Raw genomic sequence first — 17,233 nt, 5'->3', positions numbered from 1 at the left:
TTATCATGCGGTTTGTTATGGGCATCCTCACCATCCCAATACGTGGAAAAAGACGTAAAACTTCAACTAAAAGCGGAGCGGACCTAGTTTACGCCTGGCAATCATTTTCTTGAGCTTTATCTTTTTTGCAACATGGGGCAATTCCATCAGTCTTTTGGGTACAAACCAAAATTCCGCCACTATGAAAAGACTGTTTGTAATCCTCTTGCTCCTATTTGCTGTAGTTTCCTGTAAAGTTGTATCCAAAACTGCCGGACTTAAAGAAATTGGTTCAAAAGGGTGGTACACCACGATTGGACCATTTGCTGAGTTTGATCCCAAGCATAAATCCGTTGACATTTGGGTTCCGGATACCATAGAAAAACCACCTGTTATCGTGTATGCCCACGGAGGGGCAGGTTTCAGGGAGGACGATCGGGCCCGTATTGACCTATTCCGAAGGAACGGATTTGCCACCATATCATTTGATGCCTATGAAATGAATGGGTTGGACTGGAATTTTGTCACCCGAAGGGTAACCAACATGGGGAAACAACAGCTTATCTGGGGGGTATTCCAGGGCGCGGTTGCCCATGCCGAAAAAAGTGGCCGATGGGATACCAAAAACATCTTCCTGTATGGGGCTTCCAATGGGGGTCGTACTGTACTGTATGCGGGAAGTGCATTACAAAACACTACAGTTCGTGGTATAATTTCCGAGGCTCCGGCAGCCACCGGATATACCCTGGGGGATTATGATATTCCCACAATCATTCCCTTTGGAGCTTTGGATACCTGGGCGGGAAAGTCGCCAACGGACTATGTATGGGAACGAACGTATCCTTCTTCACCAATATCCATTGCGCAATGGGTAAAATCCCTTCAGGAAAAGGAACGTCCGATCACGTTTGTTTTTTATGAAAATGCAGGGCACTTACTATTCGAAGGACCTTTGGAAAAAGTAACGGTGAGAAGGGGTGATACCATAGCCTTCACCGCATATCAGGGAGCCGATAAAGCGGCCTTGAAAAAGTATGAACAAGACGTTATTTCATTTGTAAAAAACAATACAGTTAAATAAAGGGTACCCCGTCTTAACCAGGATGCATACCCTGTAGGGCAACCCTAAGCCCAACTCCCAAGGAAAAGGCTTGGATTTCGCAGATGCCACCCTATTGTGTCAATTCAAGCCAATGCCCTTCAAGTTAAAGTCGAAAGTGCGCCATAGGGTCATATTGGTTTGTAATTCAATCTATTGCCCCTTAAAAAAGCCCATTTATTCCACTACTTCACCACTTATGCAGTCGTCTTTGCGACTACTATCCTGCATAGGTAACTTAAGGAATGTCCTACTACGGATACCATACCGCTACACATTGAAAAAGCGTTTATACTTATGGGCCATTATTTTCTTGGTTACTGCCAATAACTGCTCAAAGATTCCCGAAAACAACGATCCGATTCTTGGGATTTGGAGCAATGAGGCCAGGAACGAGGAAAATGGATATATCCGTCAAGAATGGATATTTAATGATGTATATCTGGGACGGTTTCACCAGTACCACAATTACCAACTCGTTGTAATTACGGATTTTGGCTGGTCCACGGAAGAGGGAGCCTATACCATCTCCTATCGCACGACCGATATGCCGGACGATGTTGTACATATGGAGACCACGGAAGATGTCAAAATACTGGTAGACCTTGAAGGAAAAATCCTTGCGCGCAGGGAATAGCTTTTTTGTTGTTCCTATTAAGGGAGGTTCAACATTAAACGGTTAGATTTCGTAGATACTTAGCCACCGAATAAAGATTTGGGTGTTCTTTTAAGTTCATCTCGAATCAGGAACCCAGCTTCCAAAAGATTTGCACAGCTACAAAATGTTTCATTGGTCCATTGGGTTATTTCATTTTTGTTTATGGCCGTCTCGTTTAAAAAAGCGAAAACTGGAGTAAGCTTCCAACCTAGTTTTGCCCCATAACATCTAATAAGCAAACAGAGATCATGAAAACATTGAACACTATTTTTATCATTTTTATCTTGGGAATCACCACATGTTCCATTATGATAATGGGAAACAACCAGGAAGTCAACCTCGAAATTATTGATGAAATTCCCGAGCCTGAATTCATCATCAATTTTGATGAATTGTTCCAAATAGAGGAAAACAGGAACTTATCCTTGGATGAAATTGAATACATTGAATTGGAAGGGGAAATATTGTTCTAACCAAGGAGTTCACCGCTTCAGTCGCTACATCAGGGATACATTTCAATCTATCCCTAAAAAGCCTTTGCATAGTTTCCAAAGGCTTTTTTTGTTTCCCGAATAAGGACCAGCAGTACGACCGCCGCAGAGCCGGGTCGCTCATGTATGTTTTATGATTCAGACGGAAATTGGATGCTACTGGAAGGGGTACGCAAAAAAATGAAGTGAAGCAACCAAATTCAAGTATAATTGTAAAGCTTACCTGCCTAAAATTGAGGTCATTATTAGTTTGACAATACTCATTTAATATCCACTACAAAAATTCAAAATGGCTCAGTTTTTATTGTCTGCTTTTCCGCTTTTTTTTCTTTTTGCACGCTGTAGGTCGTACGAAATCCCAACGGAAACAAATGGTCTGTTGCCAATATCGAAGTCATAAACCTCATCCTGGTTGGAATCGGCTAAAACATATCGGTTAAATAACGAATACCCTGCATTGAGATTTATTTTCCATGCTTCAGCAAAAAATCGACTATAGCTAAAATTTGCATTGAAGTTTACAAACTGTACCTTTTGTGTTTGTATCCCATTGAATTCAGGAGAGTTGTTACCGGATAAGTTGGCATTGAGTCCATAAATTTTTAATCCCAATTCAAAATTGTTCTTCAAATTCGGGCTGTACCTAAAGTACGTATTTGGAAAGCCTATTGCATATGAATATCGTTCGTTGAGCATTTGGTTGAAACGTAAATAAGGCAAAAGCCCCTGACGTCCGGAAATAGGAGCATAAATCAATCCAAAACCAAAACTGCTCCCCTTTTCCAAGGTACCCCATCTTTTAGTGGCAATAAGGTTGCCGTTGAGGAGCACATCGTTCCTGGACAAGCTGCCCTGAAGATTTGATATAAGCTGTGGATTGAAACGTGCGGTAAGCCGCCATCTTTTTTTCAAAGGATGGGAGTAAAGAATGGCATAGCCAATTTCATAAAATTCCTTTATATCAGAAAGTTCAAAGCTATAATCTTCATTGTAATCCAAATTATGATGGGCAAACTGTATGGAGTTCATCAAAAAGCCTTTACCCAGTTTTTGTGGGTAGTTTAACGTTATCCCTGATTTTTGATAATCAAAATCAGCCGAATTGGGCGAGAAGGTATATGTTGCTTCAAATAGATTATTAAGCTGTTGGGAAAACAATTGGCCTTGAAAAACTAAAAATGTGAAAAGTAAATATTTCATAAATCAAAAATTGAATATTGAATTGTCGGTAAGGGTTGTGGGAAGTTTAAAATGTCCAAAAAGGATTTAGAATTCTGATAAAGAGTTTGTTACAACATCATTGACATCAACTTTATCTAAGTTGTTTCTTTGTCTAATCGGTTTTTAGTTTTTTGGTCTTTTAGTCTTCCAAAACTTCGATATGGAATCCGCGATCTTTAACGATACCCATAATATCGGCTTCCGTTAGGTTTGTTTTTGCTTCTATTCTAAGTACTTTGTCACTATCTTCAAGGTCAATGGACCACCCCAAAATATCAGAGTGCTTATTCAGCAAAGGTTTTAAGTACCGTACTTTTTTCCTGGACGTGATGTCCGTTTGAAATAAAAGGAGGTGTATTGTACTTGAAATTTCAGTACTCGCATGTTCTAAGTTATTCTTGATAGTACTCATGATGGTTCATGTATGTTTTGTGATTTTGACCAAAATTAAAAGCTATTAAAAGGGACGTGCCCAAAAGTGAAATGAAGCAACCAAATTCAAACATAAAACACCCTAAAGTTCCACTAGCAGAAGTCTAAAAAGTTTTGAACCATCTGCTATGATCTCCCAACCCACTTGAAAAGAGTTCATTACGGCTACATTAGCTTTTTAACAGGGATGTGCATTCTACCATTCCGAACAAAATCCGGTTCCCTTTCTTTCCCTTTTGGTTTCACATTTGGTAGTGGAATTTTGTTGAAGACTCCCTTTACTTGTAATCAAAAAGGCAATGAACCAGAAAAAGGACAGGTATTTTTTAGAATCCTTTTTCAGAACTCGCAATAGCAATTGAATATTGAGTTCTTTTGACCAACGTGAGTTTCTCGACATCATTTTTTATCAACCAAAATCCGTCAAATTGAGTGGTTTTTTGTAATGAAATGAGAATAATTGTATCGAATAGGATTTTGCGAGAAAATTACTTGCCTACCTTGCCGGCTCTTAGGTTTGTATTATTAAATCGAAGTATCTTAAAAAAGAAAAGGATGGGTGAACTTTCTTGCCGGCTAGATAAGATCCATTGCCTGTATTAGTCCCATCCTTAACTTTTAGACTGCCCGGAACCAGTTGGAATTTTAGATATCAAGGTCTATTAAGAGTCTTAGTCCCCTGGCAATCATTAACCTAATTCAAATGTACAATGAAAAAAGAATTTATCGGTATTGACGTTTCAAAAAGTACCCTCGATGTATACCTCTATCATGGCAAAGCGCACAAAGTATTTGATAATACCCTCACTGGGTTCTCTAAATTATTAGCCTGGGCGAAAAGACAATTGAAAGAAACTGAACCTGTATTTTGTTTTGAGCACACGGGTATCTATAGCTTAAAACTTTGTGAATTTATGCAACAAAATCAGTTTACCTATTTTGTGATCTCTGGGTTGGAACTCAAGCGGTCTCTGGGTATTAAACGTGGAAAGAATGACAAGGTCGATGCACAAGCTATTGCGCGTTATGCCTTTTTGTTCGAAAAGGAGTTGACCCCCTATCAACTTCCGGCCACATCATTATTAAAGCTGAAGAACTTATTAACTTACCGTGCTAAACTTGTACGGCAAAGAACAGCCCACCTCAACCAAATCACCGAGCAAAAAAAAGTGCTGCAGGTATCCCCGGATGATCCCATACTTGTTTCTGCGCAACAGATCATACAATTTTTGACCAAGGAAATCCTTCAGATCGAAAAACTTATAAGAACTCAGATCCAACAAAATCAAGAAATCACTCGAACCTTTAAGCATATCACCTCTATCAAGGGAGTCGGTTTAATCCTGGCGGTAACACTAATCACCGCAACCGATAACTTTAAAGCGTTTAAAACCTGGAGACAATTTGCTTGTTATGCCGGAATTGCGCCTTTTGAGCATCAATCAGGAACGAGTATAAAAGGCAAAACCAGGATAAGTACCTTGGGAAACCGAACAATAAAAACCTTGCTATCACAAGCAGCAGCTACCGCATTACAGCATGATCCAGAGATAAAAATGTATTACCAGCGGAGGTTGAAAGCCGGTAAATCCAAAATGTCAACAATCAATGTGATACGTAATAAAATAGTAAGCCGAACTTTTGCCGTGGTCAAGCGGGACAAGCCATATGTAAATTTAGCAAAATATGCAGCTTGAAAATTTGGATAAACCTTAGAATACAGGCAGGTTTTTCGATACATTTTTGCCAGCGCAAAAACACTCAAAATGACGTAATTTTCTTAACATAGAAACTCACGTCAAACCATGCTTTTATTCCTTGAAATCAAGGGAAACGGTTTCAATTTGGCCGCCCCGAAGTACTTTTAGTTCGAAGGATTTTCGCTCATGCCGGCCTTCAGGTGAAGTTTCCCAGAGTTCAATAAGTTCTTCAAAAGATTTTCTGGTCAAGGTGAAATTGTTTACGGCAACTATGACATCCCCACCAATGACCAAATCTTTTCCATCAATGGAAATCCGTTCAAATCCACCTTTAAGGCCTGCAAAGTCGGCCGGTGAGAAACGCACTATGGATTCTACTAAAAGCCCTCCTTCAATAGGAACGTTCAACAACCAGGCCTGTTTCTTATCGAGCAAATAGCCATTTATCCCGGTCCACCTTCTTTTACCGTCCACGACCATCATCTTGGCCACATTGGAAGTGGCTGCAAATCCAATGCCTTGAAAACCTCCTGTTTCCGTGATGATATAACTGGAAATTCCTATGACCTCTCCATCCATATTGAACATTGGTCCCCCAGAATTCCCCTGGTTTATGGATGCATCCGTCTGGAAAAACTCGCTAATGGTAAAACCGGAGGTTCTGGTCTTCTGTTCTTCCCTCCCACTGATATGGCCTACCGACAACGAATGTTCCAACCCATAGGGCGCTCCAACAATAATTATTTGTTCCCCGATGGAAACTTCATCGGAATCTCCTAGCCTCGCAACCGAATATTCCTTTGGCATCCATGCAAGCTTGATGAGGGCTAAATCGGCTACAGAAGCAGACCTTACGGCCTTGGCCGGGATTTCTTCCCCATTGAGAAACTTGACCTTTATTTTTTCAGCATCATTTACAACATGGGCTGCAGTAAGAATGTTGCCGTCATTGGAAATTAAAACCCCAGAACCTATGCCATCATCCGTTGCCATCCGGTAATCTTGGGTAACCACCCGTGTTTCAGTATTTATGGTCACCACGGACGGATTTACATTTCTATAAAGTGAGGCGATGTCTTGTGCGTTGGCCGAAAAAGCCATACCCAGTAAAATCAAAAACGCAACAACTTGTTTCATGACCTAGTCGAATTAGTTCATCCACAATTTTAATTTGGGAGCCTTAGCTTTACTTACCACTATCTTTTCCTCTGGTCTTGGATCAATGTTCAAGATTAGTTTTCCGTTGAAATACAATTGGAGGTTCTGGATTGCACTGCGCTGAACAATATACTGCCTGTTGACCCGAAAAAACCGGTCTGGATCTATCTCGGATTCAATATCCTCGAGCTTCCTATCCAACAAATACCCCTTGTTAAGAAAAGTGACGGCCTTTACCAGTCCCGTGTCAACCACAAAATAGGCTATTTCCTTGACGGACAAAGGAATCAATGTATCACGTTGCTGCACCAAATAGGCCGTTTTATATGATTTTTTTTCCGTTTTTAGGAACTTTAGCAGTTCCTGGAATTCCCCTCTTGGACGATAAATTTCCTGGGTTTGCTTGAACTTATGGACGGCTTCCCTGAGTTCGTCCCCGTCTATGGGTTTTAGCAGATAATCAATGCTTTTTACCTTAAAGGCTTGTATGGCATATTCATCATAGGCCGTAGTAAAAATAATGGGAACATCAACTTTCACTTTTTTGAATATTTCAAAGGAGATGCCATCTGCCAAATGGATGTCCATAAAAACCAATTCTATTGAAGGTCCTTTTTCAAAGAATCGTATCGCATCCTTAACCGAATCAACAATCCCTTCAATTTGGATTGAATCTTCAATTTCAGACAACAGGTATCTTAGATTTTCCACAGCTGCCTTTTCGTCTTCAATAATCAAAACTTTCATTGCGTCGGTATTTTTACGGTAAAACAACCGTCTTCTTTTGTGATGGCAATATCCTTGTCCATATATAATCGAAACCTTGTGTTCAGGTTGCTCAATCCAGTATTTGTACTCTCTATGTTTCCCGTCCTTGGTTGCAGCTTGTTCTTTACAACTATCCAGGTTCCTTCATTAAAAATATTCACGCCCAGAGGGTTGTCCGTGGATATTTCATTATGCTTGACCGCATTTTCCACCAAAAGCTGAAGTGCCAAGGTGGGAATCTTGTTTTGATGGAGCAATGGATCAATCGCTATCTTGGCACTGAAGTTTTCATGATAGCGTTGGGAAATCAAAAAGATATAACTTTCCAAAAACTTGAGTTCCTTTTTAATTGTGATAAGTTCCTGATCTTTGCTCTGTAGGATATAGCGGTAGAGAAAAGAAAGTTTGCCTATGAACTCGACTGCTGCCTTTTTATCTTTCCGTACCAGGAAACTCAGGGAGTTTAATGAATTGAACAAAAAATGGGGATTGATCTGGTTCCTTAGGGCTGCCAGTTCACTCTCTAGGCTTTGTTGCTTGAGCCTTTCTTTTTCAACTGCATCTTTTTTGGATTGATTACGGAGTACGATCATCCTACTTACCACCAAAAGCACTAACATCACCAAAAAATACACAAAGATATTCAGGTTTGATGTCAGGGTAGATGATGCATTCGAATTGATAATGACATCAAAATAGTTGAAAATACTGGTCCAAAAGATAAGGATTACAATGCTTGCCATACTTGATTTCAAGAATTCCTTCTTCCTAAACCATTTCCGGTTCCAATCAATATTAAGCTTCAATAGCACAAAACAAAAACCAAAGATCGATAGAAACCTGAAGATGGTGTCTTTTAGCGATACCTCCAATAAGCTGCTCGCCACGGAATACCCATCATCAAAAAGAAATACTATCCTAGGGACATTCACCAAAAGTGAAAAAATAATGGAAACTACCAGTATAAGTCTTGTATTCTTCATAATATCAAACCTTTGATCAGGGGGTTTTGGTCATGGTACAGGTATACCTTACATTTTCCTTTTCCAATCCCACATAATAATCTCCTCGCTAGGACACATCCATTGTTTTTGACTTATTTGTTCCTATTCTCCATCATTTTTTTCTGTACCTCCTTTTGTACATTTAAATATACTTCATATTGGTTCGGAGACAGCAGTGACTTCATTTCACCGTTTTTGTTTTTTTGTATCTCCGTAAATGCGCGGTATTTTCCCAATCTGGATTTTGAACTGTTCCTGAGGGTCTCGAACTGTTCTCGATAGCGGATTGATATCTCAATGAACTTTGGTTCCTGGTCCTGGGAAAGATCCAAACGATCCAGGTACTTCGAAAATTCCTCGGAATAATTTCCCTTTGACGTTTTGCGTAGCTCAGTATTTAAGGACTTGTATTCCTTAAATTGCTCATTGGTCAACAGTCCTTCCATCTCGGAATCCTTTTGTAACTTAAGTTTTTGGATTTCCTTTACTTTTTCCGTTTTTGATAACCCACTTTCCTTAATAAACCTATACTGTTCCTCATATTGCTTGGTGATTTCACGGTAAGACATTTTTTGTTCCTCGGTCAAGTTCAATTTTGTATAATACTGCTCGAACTCGTCCTGCACTTCATTTTGTTGCGCTGTTATAACTGTGCTGAATACCATTAAGATAATTACCGTTATGTTTTTTAGTGTTTTCATTTGATAAGTCATATCTGTTTTATTATGCTTCATTTTCTATTTTACCAACCACTTTATAACCCTTACCCCCTACGGTCTTGATTTTTTTGTAAAGTGTTTCGCTGTACTGGTAATAGGTTTCACCATCAATCTTAACTTTTTCGGCTTCCTTGGGGAGATCATACACTATGGCATTCAACGGTGGTTGGACAATTTTGTAATGCCCACCGTTCCTAACATAAAAATTCCCTTGGTGATAATAATACACATCAGTCCCTACCACGACTTCCGCATAACCCTCCGGAAGTGTTGTGACGGTGATACCTATGGGCGGATTTACGATTACATAAGCTCCATTATAATATCGGTAGTACAAGCCCCCATAGTAATGATAGCTAAGTCCACCGTGGGTAACCACAACTGCCCTGGGAGGCAAAGTCCTAACCACTGTAAAACTGGGAACGGGACGCGTATAGACCACTCTGGGACCAGTTCGCAGAACGGTATTGTAGGGCGTTCGTACGATAACCCTCTGGGCATTGCCGTTTCCTGTAAAAAACAACGCTCCCAACAAGCTTAAAATAGTAAAAATCCGTTTTGTTTTCATTATAAATTTTCGTTGTAATTATACCCACAAAACTAGGTTTGCCCAGGCAGTCACTGCGCATTATCCAAATGAAGTGTCCAAAGTTGCAAGTGAACCGGTCTTAATATTGGATGGAACAAAATTCTTAAGTCGGTTATGGAAGCAATATGTATTTCTTAAGTTATTATCCGGCGTTTTCAATGTTTGGTCTCCTTTCTAAAACACTACTGAAAAATAGTAACAGTTGCATGCTGAACAACTATACGTATTAGTTTAAAACCTCATCCAATGTAATATCAAAAGAGAAGGACTGAGCCAGATTGGTCCAGTTTTCCAGTCTCCAGGTATTATGGCCTTTTTCCCACATTGTTTTTATTGATTTCAAAATTTCTTTAGGACTTTTTTTTCTAATGTATGAAAAGAGCGGGAATCCCTTGGAAGAATAATAAATACAAGGGCCATCATTGCGAATAGTGTAATACAAACAATATGTTAACGGCTATTTTTAATACTATACTTTGGATAATTGTAAGTAATTTCGCCGCCTCAAAATTTGAAGGCATGGAGTGTTTGGAACTTAACCCAGCACATGATTTTACCCAATGGGAAGATAAATACGTAAGGGAGCTCCATCTATTGGAGTTTAGTGAATCCCTTGGCAATGCCGTATTGTTTGAGGACAACACCATACGGCTATGGAACCTAAAATTGGATGTTGGGGAACGTATTCCCTTTGTAAAGAACAACAAAAACTATTCTTGGATCTCAGAAACCGATGCCCTTTTAAAAAGTAGATCGGGGAATGGCCGGGTAAGCTTGATCAGGGTCAATAAGGGCGATACCAAATACTTCGAGAATTCCGGAAAGGATTACATCAATGACTTGGAAAACCTTGGTGAGACCGTAGTCCTATTTAAAGTCCTGGAATACAAACAGGGGTTCCATGATCTATTGCCTTTGTTGAATTAAGCCCAGCTTAGTTCCCACTACAGGTATCTTTCGATTTATTTTTGATCGGGTGTTCCTAAAATTGCCATTAATGGTTAACTTATGGCATGAAGAATACCATCTCATTTCGCATTGCGGATTTTCTTAAAAGGTATCCTCCATTTTCCAATTTGTCCGTAGTACAATTGGAAGCCTTATCCGAAGAAGTCTCCATTAGCTACAAAGAAAAGGACAGTCTGGTCTTTGAAATCGATGAGTCCGCTCACGACCAGTTCTATGTGGTCCATAAAGGTGCCGTAGCCCTTTGGGATACCGCGGAAAAGGTCATCTTGGATATATGTGACGAAGGGGACATCTTTGGTTTAAGGCCTTTGATGGCCCATGAGAACTACAGGTTACGGGCAAGGACACAGGAAGAAACCATTCTTTACGCCGTTCCGATAGCTAAGTTCCGACCATACATCAAGGAGAATAGAAGGGTTGCCGACTTTTTAGTGGAAAGCTTTGCCTCAAATACCCGAAATCCTTACGATAAAAGTAACAGGGGCCAGTTATTGGGAAATGCCGATCAGTTCAATCCCAGGAATGAATCGCGATTATTGGATTTACAGCCTGTTGAATTTTCAAAGGGTATCGTATCCGTTGCCCCGGAAACGAGCATCAAAACCATTGCCCAAAAAATGACTTCCAGAGGAATTGGTGCAATGCTCATAGAGCAAAAAGGAATGCCCATTGGGATCATTACGGACAAAGATCTAAGAAATAAGATTGCAACGGGGGACCATTCCATTTCCGCCGAGGCAAAAAGTATCATGTCTTCCCCGGTGATCACCTATCCAACAAAGCTTACCATTACACAAGCACAGATGGCCATGATGAAGAGCAACATCAGTCATCTGGTACTGACCGAGGATGGCACTGTGAATACCAAGGCCATTGGCATCTTATCCAAACATGACCTTATGCTCTCCTTGGGCAATAATCCAGCCGTTTTGGTCAAGGCCATTAAACGTTCCAGGAGCGTTGAGGACATCAAACCCCTACGAAATGGGGTGATGAATTTGCTCAGGGGATATCTGGACCAAAATATCCCAATGGCCCTGACCTCCAAAATCATTTCGGAACTTAATGATTCCTGTATTAAGCAAGTGGTAAAACTGGCGTTGGAAAAAATGCCCTCCGAACCCCCGGTAAAATTCGCCTGGTTGGCCATGGGGAGCCAAGGAAGAAGTGAACAGTTACTGCATACCGATCAGGACAATGCCCTACTTTTTGAGGATGTGGCGGACGATGACTTTGAAACAACCCAAAAGTACTTTTTGGAATTGGCAAAATACATCACCAATGGACTTAACTTTATTGGGTATGAGTTTTGTCCGGCCGATATGATGGCCTCCAATCCAAAATGGTGCAATAGCTTTTCCGGCTATCAAAAAATGACCTCCAAATGGATTATGAACCCCGGACCTGATGAAGTATTGTTATCCTCCATTTTCTTTGATTACAATAGGGCCCATGGCGATAAGGAATTGGTGTCCAAATTGTCTCGACATATATTTGACACCGTTAAAAAATATCCCATTTTCTTAAGCCATTTGGCAAGCAGTTCGCTCATGAACCCTTCTCCCTCGGGCTTCTTTAGACAGTTCTTAGTAGAGCAGGATGGGGAACACAAAGACTTCTTTGATCTAAAACAACGGGCCCTTATGCCTTTGGTGGACGCCGCCCGAGTACTGATCCTACACCATAACGTCCCCGATATCAGTAATACTTGGGAGCGTTATGAGAAACTGGCAGAATTGGAACCCAATAACCAAGAGACTTTTTTGGCCTGCAGTTATGCCAGTAAAGCCTTGTTGCGCTTTAGGACAAAACAGGGCCTTCAAAACAATGATTCCGGTAGGTACATCAATTTGGAGCTGTTGAACAAAGAGGAAAAAATGAAACTCAAAAGAACCTTTAAAACCATTAAGGAAATCCAAGAGCTGTTGAATATCCGATTTATGGTTTCAAGAGTACGTTAAAAATGGCCGAAACCACCCCTACTCTTCCAGAATTCTGGAAAGCTTACGAAGCTTCCTTTCGTCAGGGACTCCCCAAAAAGGTCTCCGAAGCCAATTTTGTGGTTTTGGATACGGAAACCACAGGATTTGATCTAAAAAATGACCGGATTTTGAGTATTGGAGCGCTTCGGATAAAAAATGGTACCATAAAGGCAAAGGAGGCCTTTGAGGTATTTTTAAATCAAACCACCTTTGATGCCAAAACCGTGGAAATCCATGGCATCCTAAAAAAGGGAAAAGTAGCACGAATTCCTGAACTCGAAGGGCTTCAGATCCTTTTACGCCTTTTGGAAAATGCGGTTTTGGTGGCACATCACGTACGTTTTGACGTGGGTATGCTGAATCAGGCCCTCAAAAGACAGGGACTTCCCAAATTGATAAACCCGGAATTGGATACTTCGGTGCTCTTCAACAAAAGCCTGTCGAGGTTAAAGAGAAAGCAAGAGGGGCATTACAGTTTGGATGAACTGTCCGAGTATTTCAATATTCCCAAAACGGATAGACATACGGCCTTGGGCGATGCCTATATCACAGCCATTGCCTTTTTACATATTCTGGAAAGTTTACAACCTGTCTCCCTTGAAAAATTACTCAAAAAAGACAGGTTTTGGGAATTTTGGAAGTTCATTTAAAGGGCTTCCTCCATAATTTTCTCTACCACTTCAGGATTCAATAAGGTGGAGGTATCCCCAAGATTCTTGGTATCCTTGGAGGCTATCTTTCTAAGGATACGACGCATGATTTTTCCACTTCGGGTCTTGGGAAGTCCAGGGACAAACTGAATTTTGTTCAGTTTTGCAATGGGTCCAATATGTTCCGTAATCACCTGATTGATTTCCTTTTTCAAATTGTCACGGTCCCGCGATTCCCCGGTTTCCTTTAGGATCACATAACCATATAGGGCATTTCCCTTAATGTCATGGGGGTAGCCCACAATGGCTGATTCCGCTACCGCGGGATGCTCATTGATCGCGTCTTCAATTGGGGCGGTTCCCAGGTTATGACCGGAAACGATGATGACATCATCCACACGTCCGGTGATACGATAGTAACCAACTTCATCCCTTAAGGCCCCATCACCAGTGAAGTACATGTCCTTGAATGCAGAAAAATAGGTATCCTTATACCGTTGGTGGTTCCCCCATATGGACCGTGCCATCGAGGGCCATGGGAATTTAATGCAAAGTCGGCCATCTGTTTGGTTACCTTTGATTTCACTGCCATTTTCATCCATCAATGCAGGTTGTACCCCAGGCATGGGCAGGGTCGCATAGGTTGGTTTTGTAGGTGTGGCAAAAGGAATGGGCGAAATCAATATACCGCCGGTTTCGGTTTGCCACCACGTATCCACAATGGGACATTTCTTTTCCCCTACATGATCATTGTACCAGTGCCAGGCTTCTTCATTAATGGGCTCCCCTACCGTTCCCAAAACTTTTAGACAGGACAGGTCGTATTTATTTACATAATCGAGGTTCTCCTTTGCCAAAGCCCTAATGGCAGTTGGGGCCGTATAAAATTGTGTGATTTTGTGCTTCTGCACAACTTCCCAAAACCGTCCAAAATCAGGATAGGACGGTACGCCTTCAAACATTACGGTCGTAGCACCATTGGCCAAGGGACCATAAACAATATAGGAGTGCCCGGTTATCCATCCAATATCAGCGGTACACCAATAAATATCATCCTCTCGATATTGGAATACGTTCTTAAAGGTATAGGAGGTATAGACCATATACCCTCCCGTGGTATGCACCATCCCTTTTGGTTTCCCGGTCGATCCGGAGGTATACAGGATGAACAGGGGATCCTCGGCATCCATAATTTCCGCTGAATAGTCCCCATACGCCTCCTCCATTAATGGTGCCAACCATTCGTCGCGCCCTTCTTTCATCGTAATATCGGAGTTGATCCGTTTGGCGACCAATACACTTTCAACACTTGGACAATCCTTTAAGGCATCATCCACAATACCCTTTAGATCAATGGTTTTGGAACCCCTGTACGAACCATCGGAGGTCAACACCATTTTGGCCCCACAATCATTGATTCGGGTTGATAGTGCGGTAGAGGAGAATCCCGCAAATACTACGGAATGGACCGCCCCTATTCGGGCACAGGCCAAAAGGGATATGGCCAATTCCGGAATCATGGGCAGATAGACGACCACCCTATCCCCTTTTTTTATGCCTTTGTCCTTTAGTACGTTTGCCATTTTGCAAACCCTTTTGTGCAATTCCTTGTAAGTGATGTGCTGTGCCTCCTCTTCCGGATCATTGGGCTCAAAAAGGATAGCGGTCTTGTCCCCCCGGATATGGATATGGCGATCGATACAATTTTCGGTAATGTTGAGTTTGGCCCCCTCGAACCATTTGATTTCCGGTTTTGAAAAATCCCATTCCAGGACTTTGTCCCATTTTTTTCTCCAGACAAAGTGCTCCTCAGCAACTTCCTCCCAAAAGTTTTCCGGATTACGAACTGATTTTCTGTATACTTGAAAGTATTCCTCTAGATGTTTTATGTGATAATTACTCATGTGGTTTGTTGTTTAAAGTTTCCTAAGTTATGTAATCTATATACTTGTTTTATTTCATCAATAATGGCCACATCATCAATGGTGGATGGAATGGGGTATTCCGACTTATCGGCAATATTTCTGAGCAGTTTTCTTAGAATCTTGCCCGATCGTGTTTTTGGCAACCGGTCTACTACGAGCAATTGCTTGAATGAAGCTACCGCCCCTATTTCCTTACGAACGTTGTGAATCACCTCTTTTTCCAGGTCCTTGGAGGAAATAGTGGTTCCTGATTTTAGAACCGCCAGACCTAATGGCCGTTGTCCCTTCAATTCACAATGAACCCCAAAAACGGCGCATTCCGCAATATCTGGGTGGGATGCCACAATTTCCTCCATTTCTGCCGTGGACAGCCTATGCCCGGCTACATTGATGATATCATCTACCCGGCCCGTTATGTAGAGGTATCCTTCCTCATCTTTATAACCACCGTCACCGGAGAAATAATATCCCGGAAATCTTTCCAGATAGCCAGCGACAAAACGTGGGGTATTGTTCCAAACATCCAATAGGCAACCAGGGGGCAATGGCTGTTTTACCAAAACATAGCCTTCTTCATTTGCGCCACAAGGCTGGCCATCAGTTCCAATAATATGGATGTCATATCCGCAAACGGGGAATCCAGCAGATCCAGGTTTTATTTTCTGAAGTTCCACACCTACCATATTCGCCAGCATTGGCCATCCGGATTCGGTCTGCCACCAGTGGTCTATCACAGGGACACCCAATTTTTCACTTGTCCACTCCAAGGTAGCCATATCACAGCGTTCTCCTGCCAAAAACTGATATTTTAAACAACTTAGGTCGTACTTTTTAAGGAAAAGACCTCCGGGATCTTCTTTTTTAATGGCTCGAATAGCCGTTGGGGCCGTAAACATTACCTTTACCTGATATTCAGAAATCACGCGCCAAAAGGTTGATGCATCCGGAGTTCGTATGGGCTTTCCTTCAAAAAGAACGGTACTGTTTCTATTCAATAAGGGGGCATAAACGATATAACTGTGACCAACGACCCATCCCACATCGCTGGCCGCCCAGTACACATCGCCTTCATCCACTCCATATACATACTTCATGGAAAACTTAAGGGCAGTGGCATATCCTCCTGTATCCCTTACAATACCTTTGGGTTTTCCCGTTGTTCCGGAAGTGTAAAGGATGTAAAGCGGATGTGTCGATGGGACCCGAACGCAATCGGTAGGTTCCGATCCTTTTACCAGCGTATCATAATCGATATCATAATCATGCCTGGGAATGTGGACGCCCAGCTTTCTGTCATAGATTACCACACTTTCTGGCTTGTGGTTGGCCAGTGCAATGGCTTCGTCCACAAAAGGTTTATACGGTATTATTTTTTGGACTTCCAACCCGTTGGAAGCGGTTAAAATGGTTTTTGGCCTGCAATCATCAATCCGTATGGCAAGTTCATGGGGAGCGAATCCGCCGAAAACCACGGAATGTATTATTCCCAACCTCGCACAGGCCAACATGGCATAAATGGCCTGTGGGATCATGGGCATGTAAATAATGGCCGTATCCCCTTTTTCCAATCCCATTTGTTTGAGCCCTCCAGCAAGTTTGGAAACTTCATCATACAATTGGCGGTAAGTGATATGGGCCTTGGTATCGGTTACCGGAGAATCATAATATAGGGCAACTTGGTTGCCATGGCCGGCCTCCACATGCCTATCCACGCATAAATAGCACATATTCAATTCCCCATCGGCAAACCAATGGTTCGCCCCGTTTGGAGCTTTTTTCACGATCTCCGTTGGAAAACGGTCCCATGCCAGTTGTTGGGCATGCTCCCTCCAAAACCCTTCTGGGTCTTGAATGCTCTCCGAATAAAAACTGTTGTATTTCATCATGGA

16 protein-coding genes are annotated in these 17,233 nt (G+C 41.7%); 7 read left to right on the top strand and 9 right to left on the bottom strand.

The genetic code is table 11. From position 1 onward, the window contains the following. The first annotated feature begins 181 nt into the window (after positions 1-181). The 3 genes from L0P88_RS19960 (at position 182) to L0P88_RS19950 (ending at position 2,209) form a co-directional block, all read left to right on the top strand. Positions 182-1,060 carry an alpha/beta hydrolase family protein gene (locus tag L0P88_RS19960; RefSeq protein WP_247131651.1) on the top strand — a complete coding sequence of 293 codons (879 nt, stop codon included), beginning with the start codon at positions 182-184 and terminating at the stop codon, positions 1,058-1,060. A 295-nt stretch (positions 1,061-1,355) separates the two neighbouring features. Next, a complete protein-coding gene (locus L0P88_RS19955) occupies positions 1,356-1,715 on the top strand; it encodes a hypothetical protein (protein WP_247131650.1) in 360 nt (119 codons plus the stop codon). Between the two features lie 269 nt (positions 1,716-1,984). Continuing rightward, a complete protein-coding gene (locus tag L0P88_RS19950) occupies positions 1,985-2,209 on the top strand; it encodes a hypothetical protein (protein ID WP_247131649.1) in 225 nt (74 codons plus the stop codon). A 312-nt stretch (positions 2,210-2,521) separates the two neighbouring features. Here the strand turns inward: L0P88_RS19950 and L0P88_RS19945 are convergent, their stop codons facing one another. Both L0P88_RS19945 and L0P88_RS19940 read right to left on the bottom strand, forming a co-directional pair. After that, on the bottom strand, positions 2,522-3,427 hold the full coding sequence (locus L0P88_RS19945; protein ID WP_247131648.1) for a DUF6268 family outer membrane beta-barrel protein: 906 nt from the start codon (positions 3,425-3,427) through the stop codon (positions 2,522-2,524). A gap of 160 nt (positions 3,428-3,587) precedes the next feature. Next, positions 3,588-3,860, bottom strand: a complete 273-nt coding sequence (locus L0P88_RS19940) for a hypothetical protein (RefSeq protein WP_247131647.1) — start codon at positions 3,858-3,860, stop codon at positions 3,588-3,590. A 730-nt stretch (positions 3,861-4,590) separates the two neighbouring features. Between L0P88_RS19940 and L0P88_RS19935 the strand changes: the two genes are divergently transcribed. Next, positions 4,591-5,577, top strand: a complete 987-nt coding sequence (locus L0P88_RS19935; RefSeq protein WP_247130984.1) for an IS110 family transposase — start codon at positions 4,591-4,593, stop codon at positions 5,575-5,577. Between the two features lie 114 nt (positions 5,578-5,691). On the opposite strand, the gene L0P88_RS19930 is transcribed toward L0P88_RS19935, so the two are convergent. From L0P88_RS19930 to L0P88_RS19910, 5 genes are all read right to left on the bottom strand, one after another. Then, a complete protein-coding gene (locus L0P88_RS19930; RefSeq protein ID WP_247131646.1) occupies positions 5,692-6,717 on the bottom strand; it encodes a S1C family serine protease in 1,026 nt (341 codons plus the stop codon). A gap of 12 nt (positions 6,718-6,729) precedes the next feature. After that, on the bottom strand, positions 6,730-7,485 hold the full coding sequence (locus L0P88_RS19925; protein ID WP_247131645.1) for a LytR/AlgR family response regulator transcription factor: 756 nt from the start codon (positions 7,483-7,485) through the stop codon (positions 6,730-6,732). Then, positions 7,482-8,489 carry a sensor histidine kinase gene (locus tag L0P88_RS19920; RefSeq protein ID WP_247131644.1) on the bottom strand — a complete coding sequence of 336 codons (1,008 nt, stop codon included), beginning with the start codon at positions 8,487-8,489 and terminating at the stop codon, positions 7,482-7,484. The genes L0P88_RS19925 and L0P88_RS19920 overlap by 4 nt, the downstream gene beginning before the upstream one ends. A 113-nt stretch (positions 8,490-8,602) precedes the next feature. Further along, complete coding sequence (locus L0P88_RS19915; protein ID WP_247131643.1) at positions 8,603-9,211, bottom strand: hypothetical protein; 609 nt, start codon at positions 9,209-9,211, stop codon at positions 8,603-8,605. Between the two features lie 22 nt (positions 9,212-9,233). Beyond that, positions 9,234-9,797, bottom strand: a complete 564-nt coding sequence (locus L0P88_RS19910; RefSeq protein ID WP_247131642.1) for a DUF6515 family protein — start codon at positions 9,795-9,797, stop codon at positions 9,234-9,236. A 540-nt stretch (positions 9,798-10,337) separates the two neighbouring features. On the opposite strand from L0P88_RS19910, the gene L0P88_RS19905 reads away from it, so the two are divergent. The 3 genes from L0P88_RS19905 to L0P88_RS19895 all read left to right on the top strand — a co-directional run bounded on the left by L0P88_RS19905 (position 10,338) and on the right by L0P88_RS19895 (position 13,419). Further along, complete coding sequence (locus L0P88_RS19905; RefSeq protein WP_247131641.1) at positions 10,338-10,745, top strand: hypothetical protein; 408 nt, start codon at positions 10,338-10,340, stop codon at positions 10,743-10,745. Positions 10,746-10,831: 86 nt separating this feature from the next. Further along, on the top strand, positions 10,832-12,748 hold the full coding sequence (locus L0P88_RS19900) for a DUF294 nucleotidyltransferase-like domain-containing protein (protein WP_247131640.1): 1,917 nt from the start codon (positions 10,832-10,834) through the stop codon (positions 12,746-12,748). A 2-nt stretch (positions 12,749-12,750) separates the two neighbouring features. After that, a complete protein-coding gene (locus L0P88_RS19895; RefSeq protein WP_247131639.1) occupies positions 12,751-13,419 on the top strand; it encodes a PolC-type DNA polymerase III in 669 nt (222 codons plus the stop codon). On the opposite strand, the gene acs is transcribed toward L0P88_RS19895, so the two are convergent. Next, complete coding sequence (acs, locus tag L0P88_RS19890; RefSeq protein WP_247131638.1) at positions 13,416-15,323, bottom strand: acetate--CoA ligase; 1,908 nt, start codon at positions 15,321-15,323, stop codon at positions 13,416-13,418. The two genes, L0P88_RS19895 and acs, sit on opposite strands and share 4 nt — an antisense overlap. Then, positions 15,320-17,227, bottom strand: a complete 1,908-nt coding sequence (locus L0P88_RS19885) for an AMP-binding protein (RefSeq protein ID WP_247134908.1) — start codon at positions 17,225-17,227, stop codon at positions 15,320-15,322. The genes acs and L0P88_RS19885 overlap by 4 nt, the downstream gene beginning before the upstream one ends. Positions 17,228-17,233: the final 6 nt, after the last annotated feature.

Source organism: Muricauda sp. SCSIO 64092, from assembly GCF_023016285.1.
Lineage (GTDB): Bacteria > Bacteroidota > Bacteroidia > Flavobacteriales > Flavobacteriaceae > Croceivirga.
This window is presented reverse-complemented; position numbering and strand designations above follow the sequence as displayed.

Excerpts from the sequence above, each read along its gene's own strand:
- L0P88_RS19960 (WP_247131651.1), top strand. The coding sequence starts at position 182 with ATGAAAAGACTGTTTGTAATCCTCTTGCTCCTATTTGCTGTAGTTTCC.
- L0P88_RS19950 (WP_247131649.1), top strand. The coding sequence starts at position 1,985 with ATGAAAACATTGAACACTATTTTTATCATTTTTATCTTGGGAATCACC.
- L0P88_RS19945 (WP_247131648.1), bottom strand. The coding sequence starts at position 3,427 with ATGAAATATTTACTTTTCACATTTTTAGTTTTTCAAGGCCAATTGTTT.
- L0P88_RS19940 (WP_247131647.1), bottom strand. The coding sequence starts at position 3,860 with ATGAGTACTATCAAGAATAACTTAGAACATGCGAGTACTGAAATTTCA.
- L0P88_RS19935 (WP_247130984.1), top strand. The coding sequence starts at position 4,591 with ATGAAAAAAGAATTTATCGGTATTGACGTTTCAAAAAGTACCCTCGAT.
- L0P88_RS19930 (WP_247131646.1), bottom strand. The coding sequence starts at position 6,717 with ATGAAACAAGTTGTTGCGTTTTTGATTTTACTGGGTATGGCTTTTTCG.
- L0P88_RS19925 (WP_247131645.1), bottom strand. The coding sequence starts at position 7,485 with ATGAAAGTTTTGATTATTGAAGACGAAAAGGCAGCTGTGGAAAATCTA.
- L0P88_RS19920 (WP_247131644.1), bottom strand. The coding sequence starts at position 8,489 with ATGAAGAATACAAGACTTATACTGGTAGTTTCCATTATTTTTTCACTT.
- L0P88_RS19915 (WP_247131643.1), bottom strand. The coding sequence starts at position 9,211 with ATGAAAACACTAAAAAACATAACGGTAATTATCTTAATGGTATTCAGC.
- L0P88_RS19910 (WP_247131642.1), bottom strand. The coding sequence starts at position 9,797 with ATGAAAACAAAACGGATTTTTACTATTTTAAGCTTGTTGGGAGCGTTG.
- L0P88_RS19905 (WP_247131641.1), top strand. The coding sequence starts at position 10,338 with ATGGAGTGTTTGGAACTTAACCCAGCACATGATTTTACCCAATGGGAA.
- L0P88_RS19900 (WP_247131640.1), top strand. The coding sequence starts at position 10,832 with ATGAAGAATACCATCTCATTTCGCATTGCGGATTTTCTTAAAAGGTAT.
- L0P88_RS19895 (WP_247131639.1), top strand. The coding sequence starts at position 12,751 with ATGGCCGAAACCACCCCTACTCTTCCAGAATTCTGGAAAGCTTACGAA.
- acs (WP_247131638.1), bottom strand. The coding sequence starts at position 15,323 with ATGAGTAATTATCACATAAAACATCTAGAGGAATACTTTCAAGTATAC.
- L0P88_RS19885 (WP_247134908.1), bottom strand. The coding sequence starts at position 17,227 with ATGAAATACAACAGTTTTTATTCGGAGAGCATTCAAGACCCAGAAGGG.